This is a genomic window from Paenibacillus sp. JT31N11, from assembly GCF_056269285.1.
Window position 1 is genome coordinate 22329 of record NZ_JBWDNQ010000004.1, and the last position, 25494, is coordinate 47822.

The 25494-nt window shown below is 49.0% G+C and carries 17 protein-coding genes; 11 read left to right on the forward strand and 6 right to left on the reverse strand.

The genetic code is table 11. The features are described 5' to 3' along the window. Window positions 1-227 precede the first annotated feature (227 nt). The 3 genes from AC0YNV_RS16075 to AC0YNV_RS16085 all read left to right on the forward strand — a co-directional run bounded on the left by AC0YNV_RS16075 (window position 228) and on the right by AC0YNV_RS16085 (window position 1717). Window positions 228-1133, forward strand: coding sequence for an SDR family oxidoreductase (locus AC0YNV_RS16075; RefSeq protein WP_475768967.1), 906 nt, complete (start codon window positions 228-230; stop codon window positions 1131-1133). A 66-nt stretch (window positions 1134-1199) separates the two neighbouring features. Continuing rightward, entirely contained in the window at window positions 1200-1367 is a 168-nt protein-coding gene (locus tag AC0YNV_RS16080) for a hypothetical protein (RefSeq protein WP_475768968.1), read from the forward strand. A 137-nt stretch (window positions 1368-1504) separates the two neighbouring features. Next, window positions 1505-1717, forward strand: a complete 213-nt coding sequence (locus tag AC0YNV_RS16085; RefSeq protein ID WP_475768969.1) for a hypothetical protein — start codon at window positions 1505-1507, stop codon at window positions 1715-1717. Between the two features lie 130 nt (window positions 1718-1847). On the opposite strand, the gene AC0YNV_RS16090 is transcribed toward AC0YNV_RS16085, so the two are convergent. After that, window positions 1848-2687: an SDR family NAD(P)-dependent oxidoreductase gene (locus AC0YNV_RS16090; protein WP_475768970.1), complete on the reverse strand. Its 840-nt coding sequence runs from the start codon at window positions 2685-2687 to the stop codon at window positions 1848-1850. Window positions 2688-2991: 304 nt separating this feature from the next. Here AC0YNV_RS16090 and AC0YNV_RS16095 point away from each other — a divergent pair, with 304 nt between their 5' ends. The 4 genes from AC0YNV_RS16095 (at window position 2992) to AC0YNV_RS16110 (ending at window position 10163) form a co-directional block, all read left to right on the forward strand. Then, complete coding sequence (locus AC0YNV_RS16095) at window positions 2992-3369, forward strand: MerR family transcriptional regulator (RefSeq protein WP_475768971.1); 378 nt, start codon at window positions 2992-2994, stop codon at window positions 3367-3369. A 182-nt stretch (window positions 3370-3551) separates the two neighbouring features. Beyond that, window positions 3552-8165, forward strand: a complete 4614-nt coding sequence (locus tag AC0YNV_RS16100; RefSeq protein WP_475768972.1) for an S-layer homology domain-containing protein — start codon at window positions 3552-3554, stop codon at window positions 8163-8165. A gap of 255 nt (window positions 8166-8420) precedes the next feature. After that, the gene (locus AC0YNV_RS16105) at window positions 8421-8852 is read left to right on the forward strand and encodes an SRPBCC family protein (protein WP_210044355.1); all 432 of its coding nucleotides are present in this window, start codon (window positions 8421-8423) and stop codon (window positions 8850-8852) included. 315 nt (window positions 8853-9167) lie between these two features. Further along, window positions 9168-10163 (forward strand): aldo/keto reductase, encoded by a 996-nt coding sequence (locus AC0YNV_RS16110; protein ID WP_475768973.1) that lies wholly within the window; start codon window positions 9168-9170, stop codon window positions 10161-10163. A 104-nt stretch (window positions 10164-10267) separates the two neighbouring features. On the opposite strand, the gene AC0YNV_RS16115 is transcribed toward AC0YNV_RS16110, so the two are convergent. Continuing rightward, window positions 10268-10705: a winged helix-turn-helix transcriptional regulator gene (locus AC0YNV_RS16115; RefSeq protein ID WP_210044368.1), complete on the reverse strand. Its 438-nt coding sequence runs from the start codon at window positions 10703-10705 to the stop codon at window positions 10268-10270. A gap of 410 nt (window positions 10706-11115) precedes the next feature. Between AC0YNV_RS16115 and AC0YNV_RS16120 the strand changes: the two genes are divergently transcribed. Then, complete coding sequence (locus AC0YNV_RS16120) at window positions 11116-11727, forward strand: class I SAM-dependent methyltransferase (protein WP_475768974.1); 612 nt, start codon at window positions 11116-11118, stop codon at window positions 11725-11727. 217 nt (window positions 11728-11944) lie between these two features. Here the strand turns inward: AC0YNV_RS16120 and AC0YNV_RS16125 are convergent, their stop codons facing one another. The 3 genes from AC0YNV_RS16125 to AC0YNV_RS16135 all read right to left on the reverse strand — a co-directional run bounded on the left by AC0YNV_RS16125 (window position 11945) and on the right by AC0YNV_RS16135 (window position 16228). Further along, window positions 11945-13312 carry an ABC transporter substrate-binding protein gene (locus tag AC0YNV_RS16125; RefSeq protein ID WP_475768975.1) on the reverse strand — a complete coding sequence of 456 codons (1368 nt, stop codon included), beginning with the start codon at window positions 13310-13312 and terminating at the stop codon, window positions 11945-11947. A 139-nt stretch (window positions 13313-13451) separates the two neighbouring features. Further along, a complete protein-coding gene (locus AC0YNV_RS16130) occupies window positions 13452-14810 on the reverse strand; it encodes an LLM class flavin-dependent oxidoreductase (protein WP_475768976.1) in 1359 nt (452 codons plus the stop codon). A 44-nt stretch (window positions 14811-14854) separates the two neighbouring features. Beyond that, on the reverse strand, window positions 14855-16228 hold the full coding sequence (locus AC0YNV_RS16135) for an LLM class flavin-dependent oxidoreductase (RefSeq protein ID WP_475768977.1): 1374 nt from the start codon (window positions 16226-16228) through the stop codon (window positions 14855-14857). 412 nt (window positions 16229-16640) lie between these two features. On the opposite strand from AC0YNV_RS16135, the gene AC0YNV_RS16140 reads away from it, so the two are divergent. Together AC0YNV_RS16140 and AC0YNV_RS16145 are read left to right on the forward strand one after the other, a co-directional pair. Then, on the forward strand, window positions 16641-17144 hold the full coding sequence (locus AC0YNV_RS16140; protein WP_475768978.1) for an ankyrin repeat domain-containing protein: 504 nt from the start codon (window positions 16641-16643) through the stop codon (window positions 17142-17144). Then, window positions 17054-18259, forward strand: coding sequence for an ankyrin repeat domain-containing protein (locus tag AC0YNV_RS16145; RefSeq protein WP_475768979.1), 1206 nt, complete (start codon window positions 17054-17056; stop codon window positions 18257-18259). The genes AC0YNV_RS16140 and AC0YNV_RS16145 overlap by 91 nt, the downstream gene beginning before the upstream one ends. Window positions 18260-18387: 128 nt before the next feature. On the opposite strand, the gene AC0YNV_RS16150 is transcribed toward AC0YNV_RS16145, so the two are convergent. Further along, window positions 18388-19182: a cyanophycinase gene (locus AC0YNV_RS16150; RefSeq protein ID WP_475768980.1), complete on the reverse strand. Its 795-nt coding sequence runs from the start codon at window positions 19180-19182 to the stop codon at window positions 18388-18390. Window positions 19183-19986: 804 nt separating this feature from the next. Between AC0YNV_RS16150 and AC0YNV_RS16155 the strand changes: the two genes are divergently transcribed. Continuing rightward, a complete protein-coding gene (locus AC0YNV_RS16155) occupies window positions 19987-25419 on the forward strand; it encodes a S8 family serine peptidase (protein WP_475768981.1) in 5433 nt (1810 codons plus the stop codon). Window positions 25420-25494 lie beyond the last annotated feature (75 nt).

Sequence of the window (25494 nt, forward strand, 5' to 3'; positions counted from 1 at the left end):
CTTATCAATTCATAAAACAAAATGGTTTCTGCAATATAGATTACCCGCCTCCTAGCTTATTTAAACAGGTCACGCTAACCTGGAATTACTACAAAGCTTTCTGCTTTCAAGATATAGCTATCAATTTGACGGGCAAGCATTGATTCGAACGGCATTGCTATCGAGCGCACTCTATACTTTAGCATTGCACATGTAAGTAATCATTTTCATTTTAGGAGGAATTCTTTATGCGTGTTTTTGTCACAGGAGCGACGGGTTTCATCGGCTCCGCCATCGTACGCGAACTCATCGACGCTGGGCATCAGGTCCTGGGTCTCGCCCGTTCCGACACCTCCGCTGCGACTTTGGCGAGAGTCGGCATCGACGTGCACCGCGGTGACATCGACGACCTCGACAGCTTGCGTGCCGGAGCCGCTGCAGCAGACGCGGTGATCTACGCGGCGAACAAGCACATCTCCGAGACCGCCGACTCGACTGTACGCGCGCAGGTTGAGCTAAACGCAGTTCAAGCGATCGGTTTGGAATTGGAAGGAACTCACAAACCCTTCGCGGTCACCTCGGGAGTCATAGGCCGCACGCCGGGACGCCTGCTCAGCGAAGAGACTCCCGCCGTTCCCAACACAATCACAGCGCTGCGTCTCCCAGTTGAGGAGTCCGTAATCGCAATGGCCGAGCGCGGCGTGCGCTCCTCTTCGGTGTTGTTGGCGCCGACCGTGCACGGCGAGTGCGACACGCGCGGATTCATTTCGACCCTAATCGGCATAGCTCGCGCGACGGGCGTATCCGCCTTCGTCGGCGACGGATTGAACCGATGGCCTTCTGTGCATCGACTTGACGCGGCGGCCCTATTCCGGCTTGCTGTGGAATCCGCCCAGGCCGGTACGCGACTGCACGCGGTCGCCGAGGAGGGGGTGCCGTTTCGGGACGTCGCAGAGGCCATCGGCCGCCAGTTGAAAATCCCAGCCGTAAGTATGACGGCCGAGGAGGCAAGCCAGCACTTCAGATTTCTTGCCCCGTTGGTTTCAATCGACAACCCGGCGTCGAGCGCACTGACCCGGGAACGATTCGGCTGGCAGCCAACGCACCCTGCGCTGATCGCAGACATCGAAGAAGGCCACTACTTCAAACAATGAGCGCGACGGAAAACGAAAAACGGTCCACCCAGGCGGCTCAGTAGCCCGCCGGGGGCAATTGTAGGAGTGCACCGGCAGTCGTGGTCCTTGTTGGTCGAATGCTGCTTTGTAGGGATGGTCAGCGTCGTAGCTGGCTATTCGACCTTTGGATTTGATTACGGCGGCATGTACGACGAGGTGAGCATTAACGAGAGCTGGGCAAGGTCTTATAATGTTTCGCGGAATGGGGAATAAGAAAATTTGCAAGCCAACTGGGCACAATAAAAGGAGCGGCTGCTACGGCAGCTGCTCCTTTTTTCTACTGAAATAACGGGCAGGTGATTGGCGAATGCCAGTCAACAAATGAAAGGCGAAAAGCAGAAGAGTCGACTGTGGATTACCTTAGTATTGGAGATAAACATTATATCAACGCCTGGCAACTAGCATTGATCGATCCAGCACCATTGCACGTTAAAGGAGGAGCTTTAGTGAAAAAACAAGATCTTGTCATTTTCCAGGTCTTTGATGCGTCGATTGAAGAAGTTTGGAGAGCCTGGCATAATGCGCAGAGAGATCATTATTTGGGTGTAAAGAAGAAGACTTGAAGTTGTACAGCAACAACGACAATAACATAAGCATGGAGGCTACGGAGGTGGAGGCAGCCTCACCCAATCTGCCCCCTATCCTGCACGCTTCTCCTTGCCGCCCCTGCAGGTTTTCACCCCCGTGTCTCAGTTAGTCAAAGTCTGTTGATGTAGCGAGAGCTTCCCATGCTGCCAGATCCCGTTGAACGCTTTTGATCTTGGTGCGGGCGACTTCGTAAGCATCCTTCCCAAGAAACAGATGCAGCGGCGGATGTTCGGACTCCGCTGCGCGAATCAGCACATCCATCCCTTTCTTCGGATCACCCGGTTGATTCTGATCGTATTGTTTGAGGGCGGATTCCTGGGCTTCCCTGAGGGGAACATAATCGTTGATAAGATGGGTCGAACTCGTTTTCAAGGATACTGGGGATAAAAATTGGGTGCGAAAGTATCCGGGTTTAACAGCCGTTACATGAATCCCGAAAGGCTGAACATCCTGAGCCAGCGCTTCGCTCATTCCGTCTATGGCAAATTTGGTGGCCGCATAAATGGCGCTTCCGCCGAACCCGTGAAAGCCGGCTGTGGATGAGAAGTTGATAATATGTCCCGACCTCTGTTTTCTGAGCTGAGGCAGCGCTTGACGCACCACATTAAAGGTTCCGAACACGTTGACTTCGAAATTTTGCCTGGCGGCGGCATCAGGAATTTCCTCGAAGGGTCCGACCTGTCCGTAACCCGCATTATTAACGACCACATCCAATCGACCAAACCGATCGACCGTTGCGGCTAGCGCTCTTTTAACATCATTTTCATCCGACAAGTTCATTTGCAACGGAAGAAAATGATTGTTTTCACCCACAGCCCGCTGGAGATCTTGGGCGGTTCTCGACGTCGCGGCGACGTTGTATCCTCTTGCCAGCAGCATTTTAACCAACGTCAGGCCCATCCCCTTGGATGCACCCGTAACGAACCAGATTTTTTTCGTACTCAATTGAATTTCCCCTTCCAGGCAATGAATTTGTCAAGCTAGTAGAGCTATTAACAGCATACAGGCTAGAGTCTTGTCTAAGTCAAACAACTGAACCTCGATATCGGCGTATAACACATCGCCCCGTTCGGCGAATCCACAAATTTACCGGTTGAGTTTGCCCCACGGCTGAGCTTGCTGAGTTGCTGCCGGACATCGTTCACATGTCCGCCATCGTCCTCGCGAACGGCTCTTTATAGTTAAAACGGGGATATTAAGGTAGAATATCTTGGAGTAACTCTAATCCATAACAAGGAAGTGCGGACATATGGCCTACACGATTAAGGAAGTTTCCGAGAAAACGGGAGTTTCCCGTTATACTTTACGCTTCTATGAAAAAGAAAGTGTGCTGCCCCATGTTAGGCGGGACGACAACGGAGTGCGTTTGTATAGTGAATCTGATATCGACTGGATTGAAACGGTGCAAGTCCTCCGTTCAACGGGCTTGCCTCTGGCGGAAATAAAGGAGTATGTAGAGCTGTACAAGGGCGGGCGCAAGACGCTGCATCAGCGGAGAACGTTGATGATGCGTCAAAAAAACAAAGTAGAGGAGCAAATTTCACTTTTTATCAAAACCTTAGAAAAGATAAATTACAAGCTTGCATTATTTGACGCCCAGGAAGAGAAGCTAGTGAATCTGCCGTAGAAAAATTTGAAAGAAGAAATTTCTCTGATTCGATAATGGAAGCCGCGTCTGCGGCTTTTTTTATTTTTGGTTGCATATCTGGATTTAAGATAGTGCCCTTTACATGAACTTTAAATAGATGAGGTTGAAAATTAACATTAGATTGTTATGTTGAACGTTACATAAACGAAAGGAGCTTAACAATGCCAAGAAATAAGCTTTTGTCATCTTTGCTGGTAGTTGTGTTGCTGGTATCCTTCTTTGCGAATTTCTCCTCTAAAGTTTACGCCGAGGAGGTTATTGCGGAGGACAAGCCTGTTTTAAATAACGGAATCTACGAAATCAGCAACCCGGAGCAATTACTCTATATAAGCCAGAATTTTGGCGATCCCGATATTCCCAAAGACGGTTATTACAAGCTGATGAATGATATCGATATGAAGCTGATTACTAACTTTGAGCCATTCGGCAGATTTTACGGCACCTTCGACGGCAACCACAAAGTGATAGCTAATCTGAGAATTGATATGCCAAACAGCGGAACCGTAGGTTTTTTCAATCATCTTGGCGATTCCGATGTGCAGGCAGTTGCCAAAAACCTTGGCCTTGTCGATGTGTATATCCGCGGCGGACAAACGGTCGGCGGCGTGGCCGGCATGCTGTGGGGTACGGTCGAGAATGTATACGTAACGGGCGAGGTCATCGGCAGCGACCATAGCGTAGGCGGTATTGCAGGCAGAATTCCGGAGTACAGCTCCGGTACGATCAAGCAGACGCCCGCTCCGGACAAGGCCGCGCATCCCACGATCAGGAACAGTTATTCCCTCGTCAATGTCAGGGAAGAAGGGACCAAAGACAGTCAGGGCGGGCTGGCTGGACGTGTTCTGAACCCCAATACACTCATCGAGAACAGCTACTCGGCCGGCATCATTGACGGTTATACAAGAGTTGGCGGGCTTGTCGGCGATTTGAGAACCGGCGTTATCCGAAACAGTGTCGCTGCCAATCCGCTGATGACAGCAGCTACCAATTCAGGCAGTGTAGGTTCGGCCGTGGGGCGGGTAAAGGCAGTTCCCGATCCCGATCCCGACCCGGATGTGGATTTGTATCCCCCAGCTGTTGCCACGGACCTCTTGTCGTTCGATAAAATGAAGAAGGTTGGCGACGCCAGCGGCGAATCGTTTGACGGCACAACCAAAACGGATGCACAGTTGTATGACCAGGCTACCTATGAAGCTCTGGGCTGGGATTTCGGGCATACATGGGAAATGCTTACGGTTACTGACGGAGGCAAAACGTTCAGTTCCCCCGTGCTGCAGGGCTTCGAGCATCAGGAGCTCGCCTTTGATTTCGATAACTATCTCTCCAGCATTGAAGTAACGGTGCAGGCAGGCGATGTCGAGCCCAATTCTGTCACCATCGACGTCTATGCGAGCGATACGGAAGATCGGGAAGCCAAGATTACGGATTACAGCATTATTCAATCCGCCAAGCGGCCGACCAGCGATCAAATCAAATGGGAGCAGCAGCCGCACAAAACATTTACCGGCCTTGCTCCGTCGACGCAGTATACCTTTTGGATTAAGGTGCAGAGCGAAGACGGGAAGGAAAGCGGCTGGTCTCAGTTCAAGCAATACACCAAATATGCAATTCTGACCGATAAGATGCCCAAGGATATAAGTAATTCCATTACACTGGATCCCCAAACAAGCGCGTCGCTTGTCTGGTCGACAGACAATATCGATCTGGCGGACAGCACCGTTGAGATTGTGAAGAAGACCGACTCGGCATCTCTTCCGTCGAATCAATCCATAAGATTCAAGGGGAAGAACGAGGTCAAAGAGGTTCATATGACCCCGGGCGAGCTGGTCTTTGACGGAATAAGAAACTTCCACAGCGTAAGCGTGACAGGGCTGGAGCCCGGAACGGAATATATTTACCGGGTAGGAGATGCCGCCGAGAATGCTTGGAGTCCTGCCGGAAGCTTCAAGACGGCGCCTGCTTCGGATGACTCGGTTATGTTCACTTACATGGCCGATCCGCAGGTTTCTAACTCGAGCGCGGCAAGCGCGGCAACATTCAAGACCGCGCAAGAGATGTTTCCCGATGCGTCCTTCACCTATATTGCCGGAGATCACACTGAAAGCGGCAGTTCCAACGGACAGTGGGATGTGCTTTTTCAGGCGGGGCAGGACTCCTTCATGAAAACACCTGTCGTGTCTGCGCTGGGTAATCACGATGAAGAAAATATGATTAAATATTATATGAATAATCCGGACGACCCGGACGCGGGGCTGCCAAGTGTTTATTCCTTCGACTACGGTCCAGCCCATTTCTCTGTGCTTAACTCGGAGCACTACTCCGGGGAAGGCTTGGACAAGCAGATTGATTGGCTGAAGCAGGATGTGGCTGGTTCGGATAAACAATGGCATATCGTGATGCTTCATAAATCGCTATACGCCGCAACGGATCATGTAGACGATGAGGACATTAACGATCTCAGGGTCGCTCTTGCGCCTGTTTTACAGGAGTTGAACATAGACGCTGTGCTGATGGGACATGACCATAGCTTTTCGAGGGGCTTTGTCAAGGACGGCTATAATGCCAAGCCTGAAAAGCTGGCAGATAGCGGCAGCGAAGTGTTCATCAAGCCGGACTCGCCTTTGTACATTGTGAACGGAACGATGGGGAACTCGAAATGGTATCAAAAAATAAAATACGATAACACCTTGTATCATGTTTCGCCGGACTATGAATTTATCGATAAAACTTCGGCAACCTATGATACCTCGCTCCATCAGCAGAGCTTTACGGCTGTTAAAATAGAGGATGGCGTGATGTCGCTGGACACGTACTTCCTGGAATATGATGCGAACGATCCGAACGGGTATGCGATAGCGCCGTATCTGTACGACTCTATCAAAATATCGAAAAACGATTACTATTGGCCCAAAGACAGCCAGCTAACGGCAAGCGATGTGACGCAAAACAGCTTATCCCTGGCATGGACGCCTGCGAATACACATGCGGAAAACGCCCAATACCGGTTGTACAAGGACGGATCGGTCATGGATACGGTTTACGGCAATTCTTACGGCGTCACGGGCCTGACCAAGGATACAACCTATAATTTCAAGGTCGAAACAGCCGACGCTTCCGGCGGCTGGAGCAGCAACGGTCCGGCTATTACGGTCCGGACGCCAGGCGACAAACCAGACGCTTCCAGCAATGCCGCTTTAAGCTCGCTTGCTTTAAGCGGGATTACATTAGACCAGACGGTAACTGGGAATGTTTATGCCTATACGGCGACTGTACCAAACGCTGTCTCCGTAACCAGCGTTACCTATGAGACTGCCGACAGCCGCGCATCCGCGTATCTGCAGCTTGACGGCGTGAGGATTGATAATCCGGTTAATCTGAGTGTCGGCTCCAATGACATCAGCGTTGTCGTTACCTCCCAAGCGGGGACAACGCAAACCTATTCGGTTGATGTAACGCGCAGAGGCATTGACTCGTGGCCTTCTTCACCGTCTAATCCGGCGGCGCCTGGACAAGATGATTTTAAAGTGAGTGATGCGACAAAATCCCTGTTGGGGCAAGACGCTTCTTCCATTCTGACGGCTCCGGTCACCGTTCAGCAAAATGCCGATGGAGTAACCGTCAATACCGTCAATGAAACTGAGCTGCTGGCAATGATGGCTGATACAGCCAATATTAAAGCTATTGTTGTGCCTGTATCGGTTTCCAGGAATGGCAAGTCCATTACGAGCTTTACGCCGGATCTGCTGACGGAAGCCGGCAAACAGGAGGCTTCGGCGAAGATCGTGCTTCAGGGCGACGGCTTCGCCTACGAGATTCCGGCGGCATTCATGAACGTGGACGCTCTAGCGAAAAAGATCGGCCTGGATGCTTCAACCGTACAAAAGGCGACGATCAACGTGTCGATGAATGTAGTCTCGGATGCGGCTGCTCTTGAAGCCATCAGCAAGAGCGGAGGAAAGCTGCTGTCCAAAGCCGTTGAGTTTGCGATTTCAATAGCTTCCGGCGGCAAGAATTATGATTTCAACGATTTTGAAGGAACTTACATCAACCTGTCTTTTGAACTCGAAGATGCTGCAGATCCTGCAAAATCGGTAGGAGCAGTCATTCATGACGACAGTTCTGTATCGCCTGTCCCGACCGTCTTCCCGAATGTTGGGGATCGGGCTGTGGCAGTAGTAAAAGCAGATCATAACTCGACCTATGCCGTAATCGGACACAGCACTGCGCTTACCGATATCGCCAATTCGTGGGCCAAGGAATTTATCCAGACGCTTGCCGACAAGATGATTATTAACGGGTACGAGGATGGAACATTCAAGCCCCGCAGTAACGTAACCCGTGCTGAATTTGTCACCATGCTGGCCGGCGGTCTGGGACTGACCGATAAAGATGGAGCATCCAGCTTCACCGACGTATCGCCATCCGCATGGTATGGGGAAGTTGTCCATGCAGTCAGCGAGCGCGGATTCATTACCGGTTACGAAGACGGGAGCTTCAAGCCCAACCAACAAATTTCACGGCAGGAAGAAGCTGTCATTCTTCTGAGGGTATTGAAATACCTGAACAAGCAGCCTGCGTCTGTCGACGCAGATGGCTTTAAGGATTCCGCTGCCATTGCCGGATATGCCAAGCAAGCAGTTTCCGTTCTGGCAACCTTAAACATCGTTGGAGGAGACGAGAACGGAAACTTTAATCCTGCGAGCTTCGCGACCCGTGCCGAAACAGCGAAAATGATGATGAACCTCATGAAGGAAACAGATTTTTTAAGTGAATAACGGGGCAAGTAAAACGATTCCCCCATGATTTACGCATAAAGGAGCTGCCGCGGCAGCTCCTTTTATTTATGACGGATTGTCAAACTAAGTGCGGCAGTTCAACCATGATCTTGCACGACCTGATTTATATACCCGCTGCTATGAAGTTGAAAATCATGAAGAGACCTATAGAGTCATGGACTTCAGACATATCGACTGCAAGTGGATAATATGGTATTATTTGAGAATATAACATTCATATAAGGAGGCTATGTAATGGGAACAGGTAATCCGGTAACGATTACAGTAGAAACAATCGTTCATTCTCCCGTCGAAAGCGTGTGGGAATATTGGACGGAACCGAAGCATATCAAACAATGGAATAATGCCTCCGATGACTGGCACACGCCACACGCCGAGAATGATCTGAAGCCCGGCGGTAAATTCGTCTCAAGAATGGAAGCCAAAGACGGCAGCTTTGGATTTGATTTCGGCGGCGTGTACGACGAGGTGAGCATTAACGAGAGCATCTCCTATACGATGGCCGACGGCAGAAAAGTGAAGATCGCTTTTATTCGCCAAGACAACGACACGCGAATCATTGAATCATTCGACGCGGAAGAGACCAATGCCATCGAGATGCAGCAAGCCGGATGGCAGGCCATTATAAATAATTTCAAAAAATATGTGGAAACAGCTGTACAATAATAAAAAAACTTTCGCAGTTTTAGAAGCGCATGCCGACATCGGCATGCGCTTTGCTATGTACGCCTGGCAGGGGCGTTATCTAAGACGCCGCATAATCGCGGCTTTTTTCATTATATGGATATATATTCTTTTCCACGTTCTCCGGCAAGCTGTTATGGACCCCTGCATGGACTCTACATTCAACAGTAAGTCACCTGAAGGTTACCAGATGAGTAAATAGTGCCTCCTTGTGGGTGGCTAACCTCTAATTCATACTAGATTTACGCCTTGGTAGAACCAATCGCAATTTAAATCGAAATCGGAGGAAACCCTAAAATGCTAAAACGCAAACCTGGCCAAAGCAACGAAGCATTGTCGGCGATCGGACTCGGTTGTATGGGGATGTCGGATATGTACGGAGATGCGGATCGACTGGAGAGCATCGCAACGATCCACGCGGCGATGGGGGCGGGAATTACACTCTTGGATACCGGAGATTTCTATGGGTCAGGTCACAATGAAATGCTGATTAGCGAAGCACTGAAAGGGAGAAGCCGTGAGCAGGCTTTTATCGCTGTTAAATTTGGTGCCTTGCGCGATCCGAAAGGTGGTTGGGGCGGCGTCGATGGTCGCCCTGCTTCCGTGAAAAATTTCCTTGCCCAGACGTTGAAACGTCTAGACACCGATTATATTGATTTGTATCAACCAGCGAGACTTGATCCGAACGTACCAATCGAAGAGACGGTTGGTGCGGTCGCGGACATGGTTCAGGCGGGATACGTCCGGCATATCGGATTATCCGAGGTAGGTGTGGATACCATTCGCCGCGCTCATTCCGTGCATCCTGTCTCATGGCTGCAAATCGAATATTCTCTGTTCAGTCGTGGCAGTGAGCGAGAGATTTTGCCTGTATTACGTGAGCTGAAAATTTCGCTGAGTGCGTACGGGGTACTGTCCCGGGGGCTTCTGAGCGGAGCATGGACGAAGGAGCGATCAGGCAATCCGGCGGATATCCGTAACTTTGGGCCACGTTTCCAAGGGGATAATCTTGAGCATAATCTGGAGCTGGTCGAGAAGTTGCGCAGATTGGCGGAATCTCGCGGCACCAATGTGGCGCAATTGGCTATTGCGTGGGTAATCGGTCAAGGGGAGAACATCATTCCGCTGATTGGTGCCCGCAAGCGCACACAATTGAACGATGCATTGAACGCAGTGGAAATACATCTGTCTCCCGAGGAATTGAATGATATAGGCAGCGTATTTGCCCCCGAAGAGGTGGCGGGAGAGCGTTATGACAAACATTCGATGGCATTATTGGACAGTGAGAAATAAAGAAGAAGACTAAAAAAGAAGCTCTCAGGATTATGTTCCTGAGAGCTTCTGAATCATTTTCTAAATTATCAGTTTCAGATGACATCGAAGAGTCGAAGGCAGTTTTATGCGTGGGGAGTGCTGCTGCTTTGCGCCAGGCGTTGACGATGGTTTGCTCCCCATTCAAACATGATGTCAAACATAGGCCCTAACGTATGCCCGTATACCGTCAATGAATACTCTACCTTTGGAGGGATATCAGGAATGACATTACGGTTTACTAAACCGTCTTCTTCCAGTTCACGAAGCTGCTGAGTCAGCATTTTCTGGGATATGCCTGAGAGCCTCCGGCGCAAATCGTTGAACCGCCGGGTCTTACCAACCAATTCATACAGCAGCTGCAGCTTCCATTTCCCGCTGAGAACGCGAAGGGTTGCCTCGATATTGATATCGCATTCTTCCTCATGTTCAGTGTTTACTTCTCCATTTCGCAGCTGTTGCTCCTCAGTCGTCGTTATTTGATCCGGCCAAATGTCGTTAAGCTTTGGATTTTCTTTCGTCATATTCCCCACCCCCTTTTTGACAAACACACTCTACCAAGAATACGGTAAGTTACCAATAGAAAGCAACTTATGAGCAATCAACATGGGACTATAGGTAGAAGGATTATTCGATATACACAATATTCAAACAAAGGACTGAATATAGTTACCGACCCAGTTTGGGCAAATCGGATGGGGCTTTCCAGACGCTAAAAATTACATTATGATAACTTCGAGAGCACACTCGTTAGAAAAAGGCATCATTCCAGAATTTTCATCAATTATCTTTTTGCATGCAAATAATTTATCCATTTTCATGAAAAACGACCTAAGATGTAAACTTGATTTCCTTCCCAAAGTTCTGGAAGATATAAGAAAAGATTTAATACATAGAATCACTCGCCATTTCAAGAACTGCTGTCAATCTTGAAATGAATATAGAAAACGTAATTCAAACAAAAAGACTGATGGGAGAGAACTCCAAAATGACACTTTACGACAAAACGACATTGAAGCAAGCTTATAACCGATTCGCCGCACAAAGGGATAAGGCAGAAATTGAGCCTTGGAAGTTTGAAGAACGGGAACGTTTTGTCGGGAAAGTCCTTCGAGAAAACCGCTCAACGCTTCTTGAAATCGGCGCCGGAACAGGGCGTGACAGTTTCTATTTCGAGCAAAGGGGGCTTCGCGTCACCTGTGCTGATCTTTCCGAAGAGATGGTGAAGCTTTGCAGGGAGAAGGGGCTGAACGCTTATTGCATGGACTTCTCCGAATTAACATTTGCTGCAGATAGCTTTGACGCAGTTTTCGCGCTAAACTGCCTCCTCCATGTGCCGAAGGCTCGGCTTGATTCCGTATTGGGTCAAATCGCCAAGGTCCTCAGACCTGGCGGGCTGTTCTTTTATGGCGTATACGGCGGACAGGATTCGGAAGGGGTTTGGGAAAAGGATTTCTATGAACCAAAACGCTTTTTCACCATGTTTCAGGATGATTCCATCCAGGAAGTTGTGAGGTCCAGATTTCGGGTGGAAGACTTCCACTGATAACTTCTTTTTCACCAGAAGATCGGTATAACCTCCATATTCTGTGGGGAGGCGCTAGCTATCACTCACTTTAAGCTATCAGGACTTGTAATGCCGGAAGAAAAAGCGGCTTCTTATATTTATGGGATCAAGTTCTTGTCAATTGCTGATGAAGAGAACTTGATCCCATTCCCGATTGAAGTACGAAAATATTTTACAGACGCTTTACTGTTTACCGTTAATAGGGTTCCCCCAGTGTCGTGCGAAGGGTATCAACATCCTTGTTGATCGCTTCGGTTGCTTTGCGAATCGCCGAGTTCACATCGAGTCCATTGATTGCCAAATCCTCGGTAGCCTCTGTCAGCCGGATGAGGATGTCCGTCTCGTAAGGGTGGATATAATGGTTCAGAATTGGCGTACCTACAAACACATTCTGGATCGTTTTTCCTTTCAGTACAGGAATATCCTGTCCGAATTCCTTCTCCAGCTCCGGATTGATAATGGCGGGCACTCTGCCATTGCGGGCGATTATTCGCTGCCCTTCATCCGACAGAAGCTCCTGGAGCACTTGGAAAGCTTCGTCTTGGTGCGGGCTTTTGCTGCTGATTCCGATGGTATGAATTTGTGCCTCCCTTGTCTTGGGCAATTGATCCTCAAAGTTCGGAGAAGGGGCGAAATCCCAATTGAATTCCACACCCTGCTGGCGCAGTTCCTCTAACGGACCCACCATGTTCGCCAGGAAGGAGACCCGCATTCCAATCACCTGATCCTTCATGAACTGATCCCTGCCCCAGTTCCAGAACTTGTCTGTCGCAATATAACCGGGAATATCGAAAATCCTTTTTTGCAGATCGAATATCCTTCGCCACTCCGGCGTATCAATAGCGGCATCGCCTGTCTCTGCATCAAGCAGCGGAAGAGCGAGCGATTTGGACAATCCTGTCAGATTGTCCGCGGCCAGACCGACATAATGAACGCCGCTCTCGGTCCGGGTCAGTTTAGCCGCGATCTCCAGTGTCTGGTCCCACGTCAACTGCTTCTCCGTCGGATAAGGAACGCCGAATTTATCGAAGAGATCCTTGTTGTAATACATGATTTGCTGATTTATATTGAACGGAAGCGCGGAAATAGCATCACCCCGGCCCTTGGTAAAGCTCTTGATGTAATCGTACCCTATTGGCTTCAGGCGGCTCTCGTCAAAATGATGCCGTTTGATCAACTCGCGCAGATCCTGGAACACACCGGTGCGTACCAGCTGCGGGTTCGCGCTGCTGAAGATGATGTCCGGTGTATATGTAGTCAACACTTCTTCCGGTGGGGTATCTTCCGCCGGTGTAATCCGCTTGATCGTCACATTCGGATATTTCTTGTGGATGGGATCGGCGATCATTATCGCGAATTCGGAATCCGTAAATGTCGATCCGTAGCTATAAAATTTCAGTTCCAGCGGTTCGGCGCCCAGCTTCTTGAAATCTTCGTCATCGGCACTTTCATTACTCGGATGAGGGTCGGGGCTATTGGGGCTCCCATTGTTCCCCGTTGATGTGCAAGCTCCAAGAAACACCATTAGCATTGCGAGTTGAAGCCAAGTGATCGTCCTTTTCATTGTTCATCCTCCATATCTGTACAGCAAATTAGGGTTACCCCGCCGTTCCTGTTGGAATGCCAGTCTTTGCCGAAACCAAAAAACCGAAGAAGCCCGCAGGCATTCTCCGGTGATCCGGTAGGTATTGTTGGCACAAAATTTATCCGGAGGCATTCAGCGCGGCAAGACTTTGGCCGTTGGCAGCCCATACTTTCTTATGTTGGTTGTCGGGACGCGCAAGACCAAGATTTTCCCGCAGCGTCTTGCCCTCGTAAGCAGTACGGAAGATTCCGCGGTTCTGCAGCTCCGGTATCACCTTGTCCACGAAAGCTTCCAGACCGGACGGAATAATCGGCGGCAAAATGTTGAACCCGTCGGCGCCTCCTTCGCGAAACCATTTCTCAATGAAGTCCGCTACCTGCAGGACGGACCCCGTAAAGGTAACATGGCCATGTCCCCCTGCACTCCGGCTCAGGAACTGCTTGATTGTAAATTGATCCCGGATCGCAGCATCGATGATCACATCCCGTCGGGATGTGATTCCGACTCTGAAGTCCTCCGCTGGCCTCAACTTATCCAGCGGTACAGGCGCATCCAGCGGATATTCCGACAGGTCTACCGTAAAGAAACGGGACAAGTTTTGAAGGGAATGCTTCGTATTAAGCAGTGAAAATAACTCCTCTTCGAGGTCTCTGGCCTCCGCTTCCGTATCGCCGATAATCGGGCTCAATCCTGGTAATATGAGCAGTTGTTCCGGCTTTCTTCCAAACTTGCCCAGTCTTCCTTTCACATCCCTATAGAATTCCTGCGCGGCTCCAAGCGTCTGTTGAGCGGTAAAGATTGCTTCCGCTGTTCTTGCCGCCAATTCCTTGCCGCCTTCGGAAGATCCGGCCTGCACGAGTACCGGATAGCCCTGCGGAGGACGTGGAATATTCAGTGGACCCTTCACTTTATAATATTCACCCTGAAAATTAATACTATAGACCTTGTTTGAATCCAGCTGCTGACCCTTCTCTTTGTCATACACGAGAGCGTCTTCTTCCCAGCTGTCCCATAATTGCCTGACAACATCTACAAATTCCTCGCCGACCTTGTATCGCTGCTCTACATCCGGATGCTCATCCCGGCCGAAATTATGCGCCGCCGACTGGGCCCCTGTCACGATATTCCATGCAGCGCGTCCTTTGCTGATATGATCCAGCGAAGCAAATTGACGGGCAAGATGGAAGGGGTCGTTATAGGTCGTTCCGACTGTAGCGATAAAACCGATATGCTTCGTAAGCACGGCAAGCGCGGAAAACAATGTGAACGGCTCGAATCGGCGGGAAGCGCCAGAGTATCCATCCGCAACAAATAATGAATCAAGTAACCCACGTTCAGCGATTCTCGCCTGATTGACGAAATGCGCCAGATCCAGACCTCCGTTCGGATTAACCGATGGATGCCTCGAGGAACCGGCATGATGTCCGGTACTGCGAATGAATACATTGAAATGGGCTTTTCTATTGACGTTAGTCAACTTGTTCACCTCATCTTCTTTTTTATTCGGAATCAATTCCGGCTTTACTGCACCGGATCGGATACATTTTCCTTGTTGGCCTGGTACCGGGTCGTCCATATTTCCCTATTTTTGTTCTCGGGTCGAGTCAGTCCGAGATTCTCGCGCAAGGTCGTACCCTCATAGGCCGTACGGAAAATTCCACGGTTCTGCAGCTCGGGAATGACCTTGTTAATAAATGTTTCCAGGCCATGAGGCACAACCTGCGGCAATAAATTGAATCCGTCCGCTCCGTGCTCCCGCACCCATGTTTCGATAAAATCCGCCACCTGAATGTAGGAGCCCGTATACGTGACATGCCCGTGTCCACCGGCGCTTCGATTCAGAAATTGACGAATCGTAAACTTCTCTCTGCGGACCGCATCGAGAACGACTTCGCGCCGGCTGGTAATACCGCTCTTACGGCTGCCGTCTTCCGGTTTGATTTTATCGATCGGCAACGGATCATCCAGCGAATACTCGGACAGATTGACGGAAAAAAAACGGGAAGCGCGCTCAAGCGAATTCTCCAGATTCAAGAGGCCGAACAGATCATTCTCCAAATCTTTGGCCTCCGCTTCCGTTTCTCCGACAATGGGCGCAAGCCCGGGCATAATCACCAGTTGGTCAGGATTCCTTCCGTACTTAGCCAATCTTCCCTTGACGTCGGCATAGAAATTCTGTGCGGCTCCCAGCGTTTGCTGTGCAGTAAAGATTACCTCGGCATGCTTGGCCGCCAATTCTTTGCCGTCTTCAGAGGAACCCGCCTGTACCAGAACGGGGTAGCCCTGCGGAGGACGCGGGATGTTCAAGGGTCCTTTGACATTAAAGAATTTGCCTCTGAAATCAATTTCGTGAAGATTGATATGGTTAACCCGCAGCTCACTTTCCCCGATGCTACCCGCACCTTCATCATCCCAGCTATCCCATAGCTGTTTGGTAACTTCGACGAATTCGTCGCCGATTGCATATCGTTCGCTCTGCTCCGGATAACCTCCCCACCTCGTAATGTTGTCCCCATCTCCCGGCGAATGCCCCGTGACAATATTCCAGGCGGCCCGGCCATTGCTCAAGTAATCAATCGACGCCAGCTTGCGGGCCACATGAAACGGATCGTTGTAGGTCGTGCTGACCGTTCCGATCAATCCGATATGCTTCGTCATTGCTGCCAACGCCGAAAGCAGAGTGAACGGCTCCAGCCTTCTGCCTGTTCCGGAATAATTGTCTGCCGTAAACAGCGAATCGATGAAGCCCCGCTCAGCCAAAAGAGCCAGTTCTGCATATTTATCAATATCCAGATCGCGTTCAGGTTCCGCTTCGGGGTGCCTCCATCCGCCAGCATGGTGGCCTGCTATACGCACAAACACATTCAGATGCACTTTCCGATTACGTTCGCTCAACTCATTCCACACTCCATTTTCGAAAATAATGATGGTCTGTCAGCAGAGCTGCTTGCCTGATCTGAAGGATACAGTCAGCTAACAACAAAAAACCGCAAACGAGCCGCAAGGCTGTTTCCGGTTGACCGGTAAATATATTATATTCGCATAAGAATACTGTGAAATAAACTTACTGCTGTATTGTGTATATTGTCAAGTCATTTTTATGTTCGAAGTGAGGGACCATAATGCTTTTCAACATGTGTACAGTGTCAAAGTGTATGGAAATGAAGGCAGATACGTACCAAGACGTATTCTCAAGCGATTGCAGCATATTTAATTTTTCAGTAAAATGGTAGAAAAATTATAATACTTTTGAAAGATTATTCACCCCGTATATCAAACGAATCTATCTCTGACGGTGGGTGTGAGCATGGAATCGAAAAAGATATTCAGAGGGTTTGACCTTACAGCTATCGAAGAGAGCAAAAGGAAAACGATTATCCATTCTATGCTCGGAGACACTGCAGCTTTAGAAGCACTGCTTCGAAATGACGCAGGACTTGCAAACTGCATATGGGGATATTTCACCCCTTTACATTTTGCTGTCAGGTCAGGAAATACCGAATCGGTCAAATTGTTGTTGGAATATGGAGCGGATGTAACCAAGAACACACAAATTCTCGGATGGCAGGACGATCCTTTGACCAAAGCCAAAGATCGCGGATACCAACAAATCGTGGACATCCTGGAGCAGCATCTTGCAGAAAATTTTCAAACCTCGCCTGCGGGCAACAAAATTGCAGGTTGGATAAAAGAGGGACAGAGAGAGAATGTACTTCGGAATTGGATCATTCTCCAGAGCTGGTTAGGTCGGGCGACGAACGGGGCAATACTCCCCTTCACTGGGCTGTTCTCACCCGACAGATCGGGTTAATTGAAGATTTGCTCCGCCGCGGAGCGGATATTCAAGCCAAAAGGTCGGACGGGGCCATGCCCATCCATCTTGCTATTCACGGTGATTATTGGTTTCGTGCAGCTCGGGATCTAAGTGAGCAAGCGATGAGAAACCAATGGTTCCTTGTTGGATTTTTGGTTGCGTGCGGCGCAGAGTACGACATCTGGACCGCTTCAACCGTCGGCGACTCTGTCCGTGTTGCTTCCTTACTGCATACGGATCCCAAGTTAGTTAACGCGAAAAATTCAGTGGATAGGAGACCTTTAAGCTACGCGGCCAAGTATGGGAATGCTAATACGGTAAAGCTTTTGCTGGATCAGGGTGCTGATCCGAATGCCGACGAAAGAGACGCTCCGCAAGGAAGTGCGCTTTGGGCTGCGGTTGCAGGCAACCATGAGGAGTGTGCAAGGTTGCTCTTGGAGCGTGGTGCAGATCCGAATTCCAGTGTGGAGTCAGGAGCCAATCCTGTTAGCATTGCCATGAGCAACGGTAACGACTTGTTGATGAAGTTGCTTTATACCTATGGAGCCTCGGTTAATCTTGATGCAGCTTGTTGGATGGAGAGAATCGATTTAGTGGGTGAAATCCTAAAAGCTAACCCGTCTTTGATAAATGCCGGCGGTGACTATGGTCCGCTCTGTATGGCTGCAGGATCCGGACATACAGACATCGTCAGGATGCTTATTAGAGGCGGAGCAGATTTAAACGCTCCTTGGTATGCCAATAATTTCATGGGATATGCCATTGACAGCGGTCTGGAAATGGTCAGATTACTGCTGGAGTCCGGTGCGGATGCGAATAACGCAAATTGGGTAGGTGTTTCGTATCTCCATAAGGCTGCATGGCTCGGCAACTTGGAATTTGCTAAGCTTCTCATTAAATTTGGAGCTGAGCTAAACGTGGTTGACGAGGAGAGCCACTCTACTCCACTCGGTTGGGCAGCGAAATATGGAAAGACCGAATTAGTTCGCTTTTTGCTAGACAAGGGAGCGAATCCTCGTCTTCCGGAACATGAAAAGTGGGCTCAGCCTCTAGCGTGGGCTGAACGTAGAGGACATAAAGATATCATAACGTTACTTTCTCAATTGAATTGACCAAAACTTGCGTTACACAGTGCGGAATATGTCAAGGCCCGGCATTCCCGAACCATGGGATACGACAAAGAGGGTACCCGATCGGGCACCCTTAAACTTGCCGTTGCCCATTCAGGTCATTACGCTCTCTACTCGTTTGACGCCTGATTGGAAGCCTGATTCATATTGTATGATAATTTTGCTTCTCTTGTTTCCAGGTTGAATGTATCTCCAGGGGATAGAAAATAAAATTTACCGCCTGTAGTATTCATATACTCCTTGTCATAAATGGACACATAACTTTTACCTACTACTTCAAAGGTTGTTCCCTGAACCACAATGGCCGTTCCTTCGTCAATACCAATACCCAGCAGCTCCGGATGAGCGGAGATAACTTCAACTAGATCAAAATGACGGTTTCGACGTAACAAATGCTGGTCAATCGTGACGTTTTTCAAGAAACCAAAACCCTCCTCATGGTCACCCATGAGAATGGTGTTTGTTTGAGTATCTCCTCTTACCAAATAGGACCCTTGGATTGTCGCACCCGCAGAAGTTCCGCCAATAGTACCTCCCCGGTCAAGAAGAGCGTTCAATTCCTGATGTACTTTCGTGTGCAGGTAGGCGTCAGCAAGCCTCCATTGTCTTCCGCCCGAAAACCATACGGCATGGGCCGATTTTATTGGAGCGGCGAACTCCTCCGTATCAGCCAAATTTCGATCGTTAGTGTGAAGGAAAGTGATATTGGCAGCGCCAGCTTGTTCAAAAGCAGTAAAATCCTGTCCTTTATTGGCGTTCAGGTTCTCTTCTTGAGCCGTAGGAATCACAATGATTGAAGCTTGCGTACCGCCTGCCAATCCTATAAACCGCTCAATTACATCCGAATGTAAGCGTCCCCCGCCTGCAATAACCAAAGAACCATTTTCCAGACCTTTTGAAATCATACACACCATCCATCCCCTCATTTTTTATGTCCATAAGAAGATTCTTTTTTGTTGATATGATAGGTTAGTATGAAAATTATATCATTTTTATTAAAAACTGACATACAGGAATCTTATATGTATCTATGGTTTCTTGACGATTCAATATTAATGGATGTTGGAGGAGCCCAAAAGCTCGGAATAAAAGCGGTATGGTTGAACCGAGACAGTACCTCCAATGATTACGCCCGAATATGGTTGTTATGACCTTACGCTAACGGGCACGAGTGTTAATAAACAACAGGAGGAGGCAGCCGACCTAAGTGAATAGGCTGTCTTTCACAACTAACAGGCATTAGTGTTAAATTTTGGAATTATCTGCGATAATTTTGATTTTCTTGTAAGGAACACTTACATAAATGCTTGTAAGTTTCTTGTAATATCTTTATACTTTACTCAAGCTTAAATACCCTCGTGTAAGAATACAGGAATAAATATGTTCCTTAACTCACTCTAAAAAGACCCATAACATCCTCTGTTTCTACTTCTATTGATTTTAGCTTCCTCCCATCTAAGATGACATTCTCTCTGATTTGACTCGCAAATTGTATGTATCGACTCTATTACTAACGTTTGATTCACCTTAAAGGGGGTGGTTATCAAAAAAGGACAAGCCAGATTTGGTTGTGTGCTTCTCGTCGGTTAGTGGTTTATTTGGTGTTTCTAAGAGTACTAGTTTTGTTATTGCTGTAAGCAAAAATGTATTCCAAAAATTTGGAGAAGATCCTACCGTTTTCTATTCCATTTTAAAGGAGTGTAGTAGACTTGGTCACAGCGAAAAAAACTAAAAGAACGTTCTCACTCGGGATGGCTTTCCTCCTGGCAGTGTCTATTGTTATTCCGGTTGGCGCTGCTCCTGCAGCGGCGGCATCAGACAAAGTCGATTTGCGATCTGCTTCCCCGGATTTGATTACGGCGAAAGTAGATTCCAAGCTGAACAAACTTTTTGAAGAAGACAAGTACGTGACTTATCTCGTCAAATTAAGTGAGCAGGCAGATACCGGACTTGCTGCTCAGAAGGCATTTGAACTCGCAACGGCTCAAAAGGCAACACCTGCGGCCGCGAAGAAGTCAGCAAGGACATCAGTCGTAAATACGCTTCGAGAGGCTGCAACCCGTACTCAAATCCCGATTCAAAAGTATCTGGATGCGCAGCAGGCTTCAGGAGGAGTTAAGGAATACAAGAGCTTCTTTATCGTCAACTCCCTGGCTGTGACCAGTACGAAGGAAGTAATGGAAGAACTCGCTCTCCAGCCCGGAATTGATAAAATTCTTCCGAACGAAGAACGCTTTCTCCAGGAAGTTACCGTGGACAAGAATGCTTCCACACCAAAGGCAAGCGCTACAGCTGGCGGTTCTTCTACTGCTGTTAAGGGCTCCGAGGCAAAAGCCTCAGATTTTGACCCTGAAAACATCGAGTGGAACATTGCCCAAGTCAATGCTCCTGAAATATGGGAACAGGGAATCGATGGTTCCGGTATTGTTGTAGCTAACTTGGATACAGGCGTTGAATATACGCATCCTGCATTGGCAAGCAAGTGGCGCGGTTTGGATGCCAGTGGCAATGTCGTGGATCCGGAGCTCAGCTGGTACGATCCGCACAGCGGTTCTTCGATGCCGACGGATGCTGAGGGTCACGGAACGCATACGATGGGTACGATGGTCGGTGCGGAAGAGGATGGCACCAATATTATAGGCGTTGCTCCCGGTGCAAAATGGATGGCGGTCCGGATCTTTAATCCATCTACAACGGATGCCATCATCCTCGACGGTGCGCAGTGGCTGCTTGCTCCGGTTGATGAAGAAGGGAATCTTCACCCTGAACTTGCGCCGGATGTTGTAAACAACTCCTGGGGCGGAGGTCCAGGCATCGACGAGTGGTTCCGTCCGATCGTACAAGCCTGGCGGGATGCTCAGATTTTCCCTGAATTTTCTGCAGGCAATACTACAATAACCAATCCCGGCGGACCTGGATCTGTTGCAAACCCGGCCAACTATCCGGAATCGTTCGCTACCGGGGCTACGGATGTTAACGGCAACCTGGCAGATTTTTCACTTCAAGGACCTTCTCCTTATGGCGAGATCAAGCCTGAGGTTTCTGCGCCAGGTGTAAACATCCGTTCATCTGTTCCTGGCGGCGGTTATGAAGGCGGCTGGAACGGAACGTCAATGGCTGGCCCTCATACAACAGCGATCGCAGCGCTCTTGCTGCAAGCCAATAATTCGCTCACTGTAGACGATCTGGAAGATATCTTGACGGAAACGGCGACGGAAAGAACCGATAGCAATTTTCCGGATTCGCCTAACAACGGTTATGGACATGGTATCGTAAATGCGCTTGATGCGGTTGGTTCTGTCCTTCAAGGCGTTGGATCTGTAACGGGCCGCGTAACCATTGATGGAGATGATCTGACAGCGCCTGAGCTCGAGCACACGGTAGTTGAGACCGTTTATGCGGGACTTGATACCGCAATTACAATAGGTGCGAGCGATAATGTAGGAGTAACGGATGTCAGCGTATTTGCTAGAATTAAAGGAACGGGTCTCTATGGTTACATACCAGCGGAGCTCACTTCCGGAGATGGGTTAAACGGGACTTACCGGGCAGTCATTCCTGCTTCACTCATTGAAGAACCGGGACTTGAATATTACATTCGTGTCAACGATTACGGCAATAACGGTTATGATACGAAAGTATATTCTGTAACCGTACTGGAAGGAATTGAACCTGGTTATTTCCAAGATTTTGAAAGCAATTCTGTTGGATTCCTGCCAGACTTCGAAAACCCATGGGTATGGGGAACTCCCGAAAGCGGTCCTGGAAGTGCATATTCCGGTGACAGTGTTATGGCAACGAATTTAACGGGCACTTATGCACCGGGCTCCAGCACGGCCTTAATCGCACCGCCAATCAACCTGGTTGATGTGCCGGAGGGCGGCCTGTTATCCTTTAAACAATGGTATGACCTAGAAGATAACGGCGATTTTGGAAGTGTTTATATCGCAACGGAAGACAGCGGCTATGAGTTCGAACAGCTGCTTACTTTCACCGGCAGCAGCGAGGCATGGGTCAACCAATATATCGATTTGACAGCATATGCGGGTCAAAAAGTATATATAGCTTTCTTGCTGACTTCCAATAGTTCGATTGAAGGCGAAGGGTGGTATATTGACGATTTCTCCTTGCAGCTGCCAGATGAAGAGGCTCCGGCTTCCCCGACAGAGTTGACGGGAACACCTTCTGTTCTTGGTGACGTCACCCTGACCTGGACTGCTCCGGCAGAGGAAGATTTGAAAGAGTACAATGTTTACCGTTCTGATGTTTCAGGCTCAGGTTATGAGCTTATCGGAACGACTGCTGACACGACTTATGTGGACAGCATCACGATTGAAGGAGACGCCGCAACTTATTATTATGTAGTCAAGGCAAAAGATTACAGCGGGAATGAAAGCGCGGCTTCCAACGAAATTTCTGTAGATGTTCAAGTGCCTGAAACGATCTTCAGTGATTCGTTTGACAGTGCAGACGATAACGGCTGGACGCACTCAGGCACGCATGATGAATGGGAACGAGGAGTCCCTTCTGCGCCTGGGCCGGCTGCCGCTGTGAGTCCGCCTAATGTATGGGGAACGGATCTCGACAGTACCTATGAGAATGACGCCAACTTCTCCTTGGTATCGCCTGTTATTGATTTGACTGCAAATAGCAATGCAGCTCTTACCTTTAACCAATGGTATGAAATCGAGAGAAACTATGATGATGCATACGTAGAAATAACAGCTGACGGTGGTTCAACCTGGACGGAGATCGCTTATTTCTCCGATCCGAATGAAGGAAAACAGTGGTCACCTGTATTCATTGATTTAAATGACTACGTTGGAGGCGAGGTTCAGGTACGATTCAGATTCACATCAGACGGCAGTGTGACGAATGCAGGATGGTATCTGGATGATTTCCGGGTACTTGCAGTCGAAGCTCCTGAATCTACAGCAAGCGATAAAAACTCCGAAACGGTCAAAGAAAAGGCTGTAGAGAAAGCTCCTGTATTAAGAGACGTTTCTGCGCCAGTATTAAGTGACTTTGCTGCAAGCAAAAGCATTTCGACACAAGGCGATTCCGTCTCCAAAGAAGATGAGGTCGGGATCTTCAGTCTTCCTGTTCCAGCGACGGTAACCGTGGTTGAAACCGGACGTTCCGTACGCACAGATCCCTACACGGGCCGTTACAGCTTCAATCATGTGGCAGGCGATTACAATCTGAAGGTGGAATCCTATGGATACTATCCACAAACGGTACCGGTAACCATTGCGGATGGGCAGACGCGTTCAGTCAACTTCCAATTGGAGGCTATTCCCCAGGGCACCATTACGGGTACAGTGAGGAATGAACGTACTGGCGAACCGATTGCTGACGCGGTTATCATGGTGATGGAGGATGCACAGGTAGCTCCAGTTCGTTCCGGGGAAGACGGAACATTTGCGCTTACCGTATATGAAGGAGAATATAACCTGTCCATTTCCGCACTGGATTACTACAGTAAATCCATAACAGTCGATGTTCCCGCAAACGGCACTGTAACGCAGGATGTTGATCTGAAGCCATTTATCGGCCATGCAGGCGAAATTGCTTACGATGATGGCACAGCGGAAAATGCTCATGCGTTTTATGCTGCAGGAAATGGATGGGCCGTTCGGATGACACCGGAATCTGAAGCGGCTCAAGTGACCGGAGCCTCCTTCCGTTTCTGGAATACGGAATGGCCTGTACCCGGAGGGACAGAATTCAAGTATGCCGTATATGATGCTTCGGGACCGGATGGCACCCCTGGACGTCAGCTCGCCGGACCATTTGATGGAACAGCTCTTCGCAATGATGAGTGGACGGTGGTCGAGTTTGCTGAACCGGTATCGGTTGAAGGTGATTTCTACATCGTCTACATCCAGACGCAGCCGGATCCGAATGCGCCAGGACTTGGTACAGACGAAAGCAGTACTGTCTCTGGGCGAAATTGGCAATTGGTCAGCGGTGTATGGTCACTTTCCCCTGTAGAAGAAGGAAATTACATGATCCGCGCAGCTGTACAGTATCCGGTCAATGCTCCAGTCTTCACATCACCGGCTGAGGATACTTATACCAATGAAGAACGCATTACCATTACCGGTACTTCTTCTGCCAATGGATCTACCGTTGTCATTTATAACGGGGAAGAAGAGGCAGGAACAGCATTAATAGAAGACAGTCGATTTGAAGCGGCGATTGACTTAAATGCCGGTGAGAACGTCCTGACCGCTGAGGTATTGGTCGGTGAAGAGGTAACTGACCGCTCTGCGCCAGTCACTGTAACACTTGATCAAACGGCGCCTGAACTGGCAGTGACTTCTCCTGAGGATGGAGAGAAAACGAATGCAGAGGCGTATGCCGTCAGTGGTACAGTAACGGATGAATTCCTAAGTGAACTTACCGTTAACGGTGAGTCTGCTGAGGTTGCTGAAGACGGCAGCTTTGTTCACCGGATATTGATTAATCCGGGTGAGAATGTCATTACTGTAACCGCCACGGACTTGGCAGGCAATGAAACGACGATTTCTCGTACGGTGATTGCAGACTGGAATTCACCGGTGATCACGAATTTGAATCCGCTCACGGATATGCATCTCACAGTAGGGGAAGCGGTCTATGTATCCTTTGACAGTGATCCCGGTCTTTCCGCTTCCTTCCGTATCGAACTGCCAGGAAACACTCTGTCCAGTTTCAACGAAACCGCGATGACCGAAACGACATCCGGTCATTACGAAGGAGCCTATATAACTCCGGCGTCGCTGCGCCTTGAAGGTGGAGTCATTGTCGTTAGAGTATGGGATGCCGCAGGCAATGAAATTGAAGCAACGGCCCTTGGCAGAGTGTATGTATCAGAGGACGGGGAAGAGCCGGCTCCTCCAAACATTGCACCTGTAGCGCTAATTCAAGGACCCAATGCAGCTCAGCGCAAGCGTGACGTAACGTTTGATGGCACTGCCTCCTACGATGAGGACGGCAGCATTGTCTCCTATGAATGGAATTTTGGGGACAGATCAACAGGCAGCGGCGAAACGGCTACACATGCTTATGCGAAAAAAGGAAACTATACAGTTGAGCTGACCGTTACAGATGATCAAGGTGCAACGAACACAAAAACCTTTGCCATTAGAATCCGTTAAACCAGTTTTATGAAAAAGAAGAGGTGTACGGGCTTTAGAGCCTGTACACCTCTTCTTTTCTCAGTGCGGAATGAA

Bases quoted from the DNA above. Each gene is read 5' to 3' on its own strand.
- AC0YNV_RS16115 (WP_210044368.1), bottom strand. From the start codon at position 10,705: ATGACGAAAGAAAATCCAAAGCTTAACGACATTTGGCCGGATCAAATA.
- AC0YNV_RS16075 (WP_475768967.1), top strand. From the start codon at position 228: ATGCGTGTTTTTGTCACAGGAGCGACGGGTTTCATCGGCTCCGCCATC.
- AC0YNV_RS16095 (WP_475768971.1), top strand. From the start codon at position 2,992: ATGGCCTACACGATTAAGGAAGTTTCCGAGAAAACGGGAGTTTCCCGT.
- AC0YNV_RS16100 (WP_475768972.1), top strand. From the start codon at position 3,552: ATGCCAAGAAATAAGCTTTTGTCATCTTTGCTGGTAGTTGTGTTGCTG.
- AC0YNV_RS16110 (WP_475768973.1), top strand. From the start codon at position 9,168: ATGCTAAAACGCAAACCTGGCCAAAGCAACGAAGCATTGTCGGCGATC.
- AC0YNV_RS16105 (WP_210044355.1), top strand. From the start codon at position 8,421: ATGGGAACAGGTAATCCGGTAACGATTACAGTAGAAACAATCGTTCAT.
- AC0YNV_RS16150 (WP_475768980.1), bottom strand. From the start codon at position 19,182: ATGATTTCAAAAGGTCTGGAAAATGGTTCTTTGGTTATTGCAGGCGGG.
- AC0YNV_RS16120 (WP_475768974.1), top strand. From the start codon at position 11,116: ATGAATATAGAAAACGTAATTCAAACAAAAAGACTGATGGGAGAGAAC.
- AC0YNV_RS16140 (WP_475768978.1), top strand. From the start codon at position 16,641: ATGGAATCGAAAAAGATATTCAGAGGGTTTGACCTTACAGCTATCGAA.
- AC0YNV_RS16125 (WP_475768975.1), bottom strand. From the start codon at position 13,312: ATGAAAAGGACGATCACTTGGCTTCAACTCGCAATGCTAATGGTGTTT.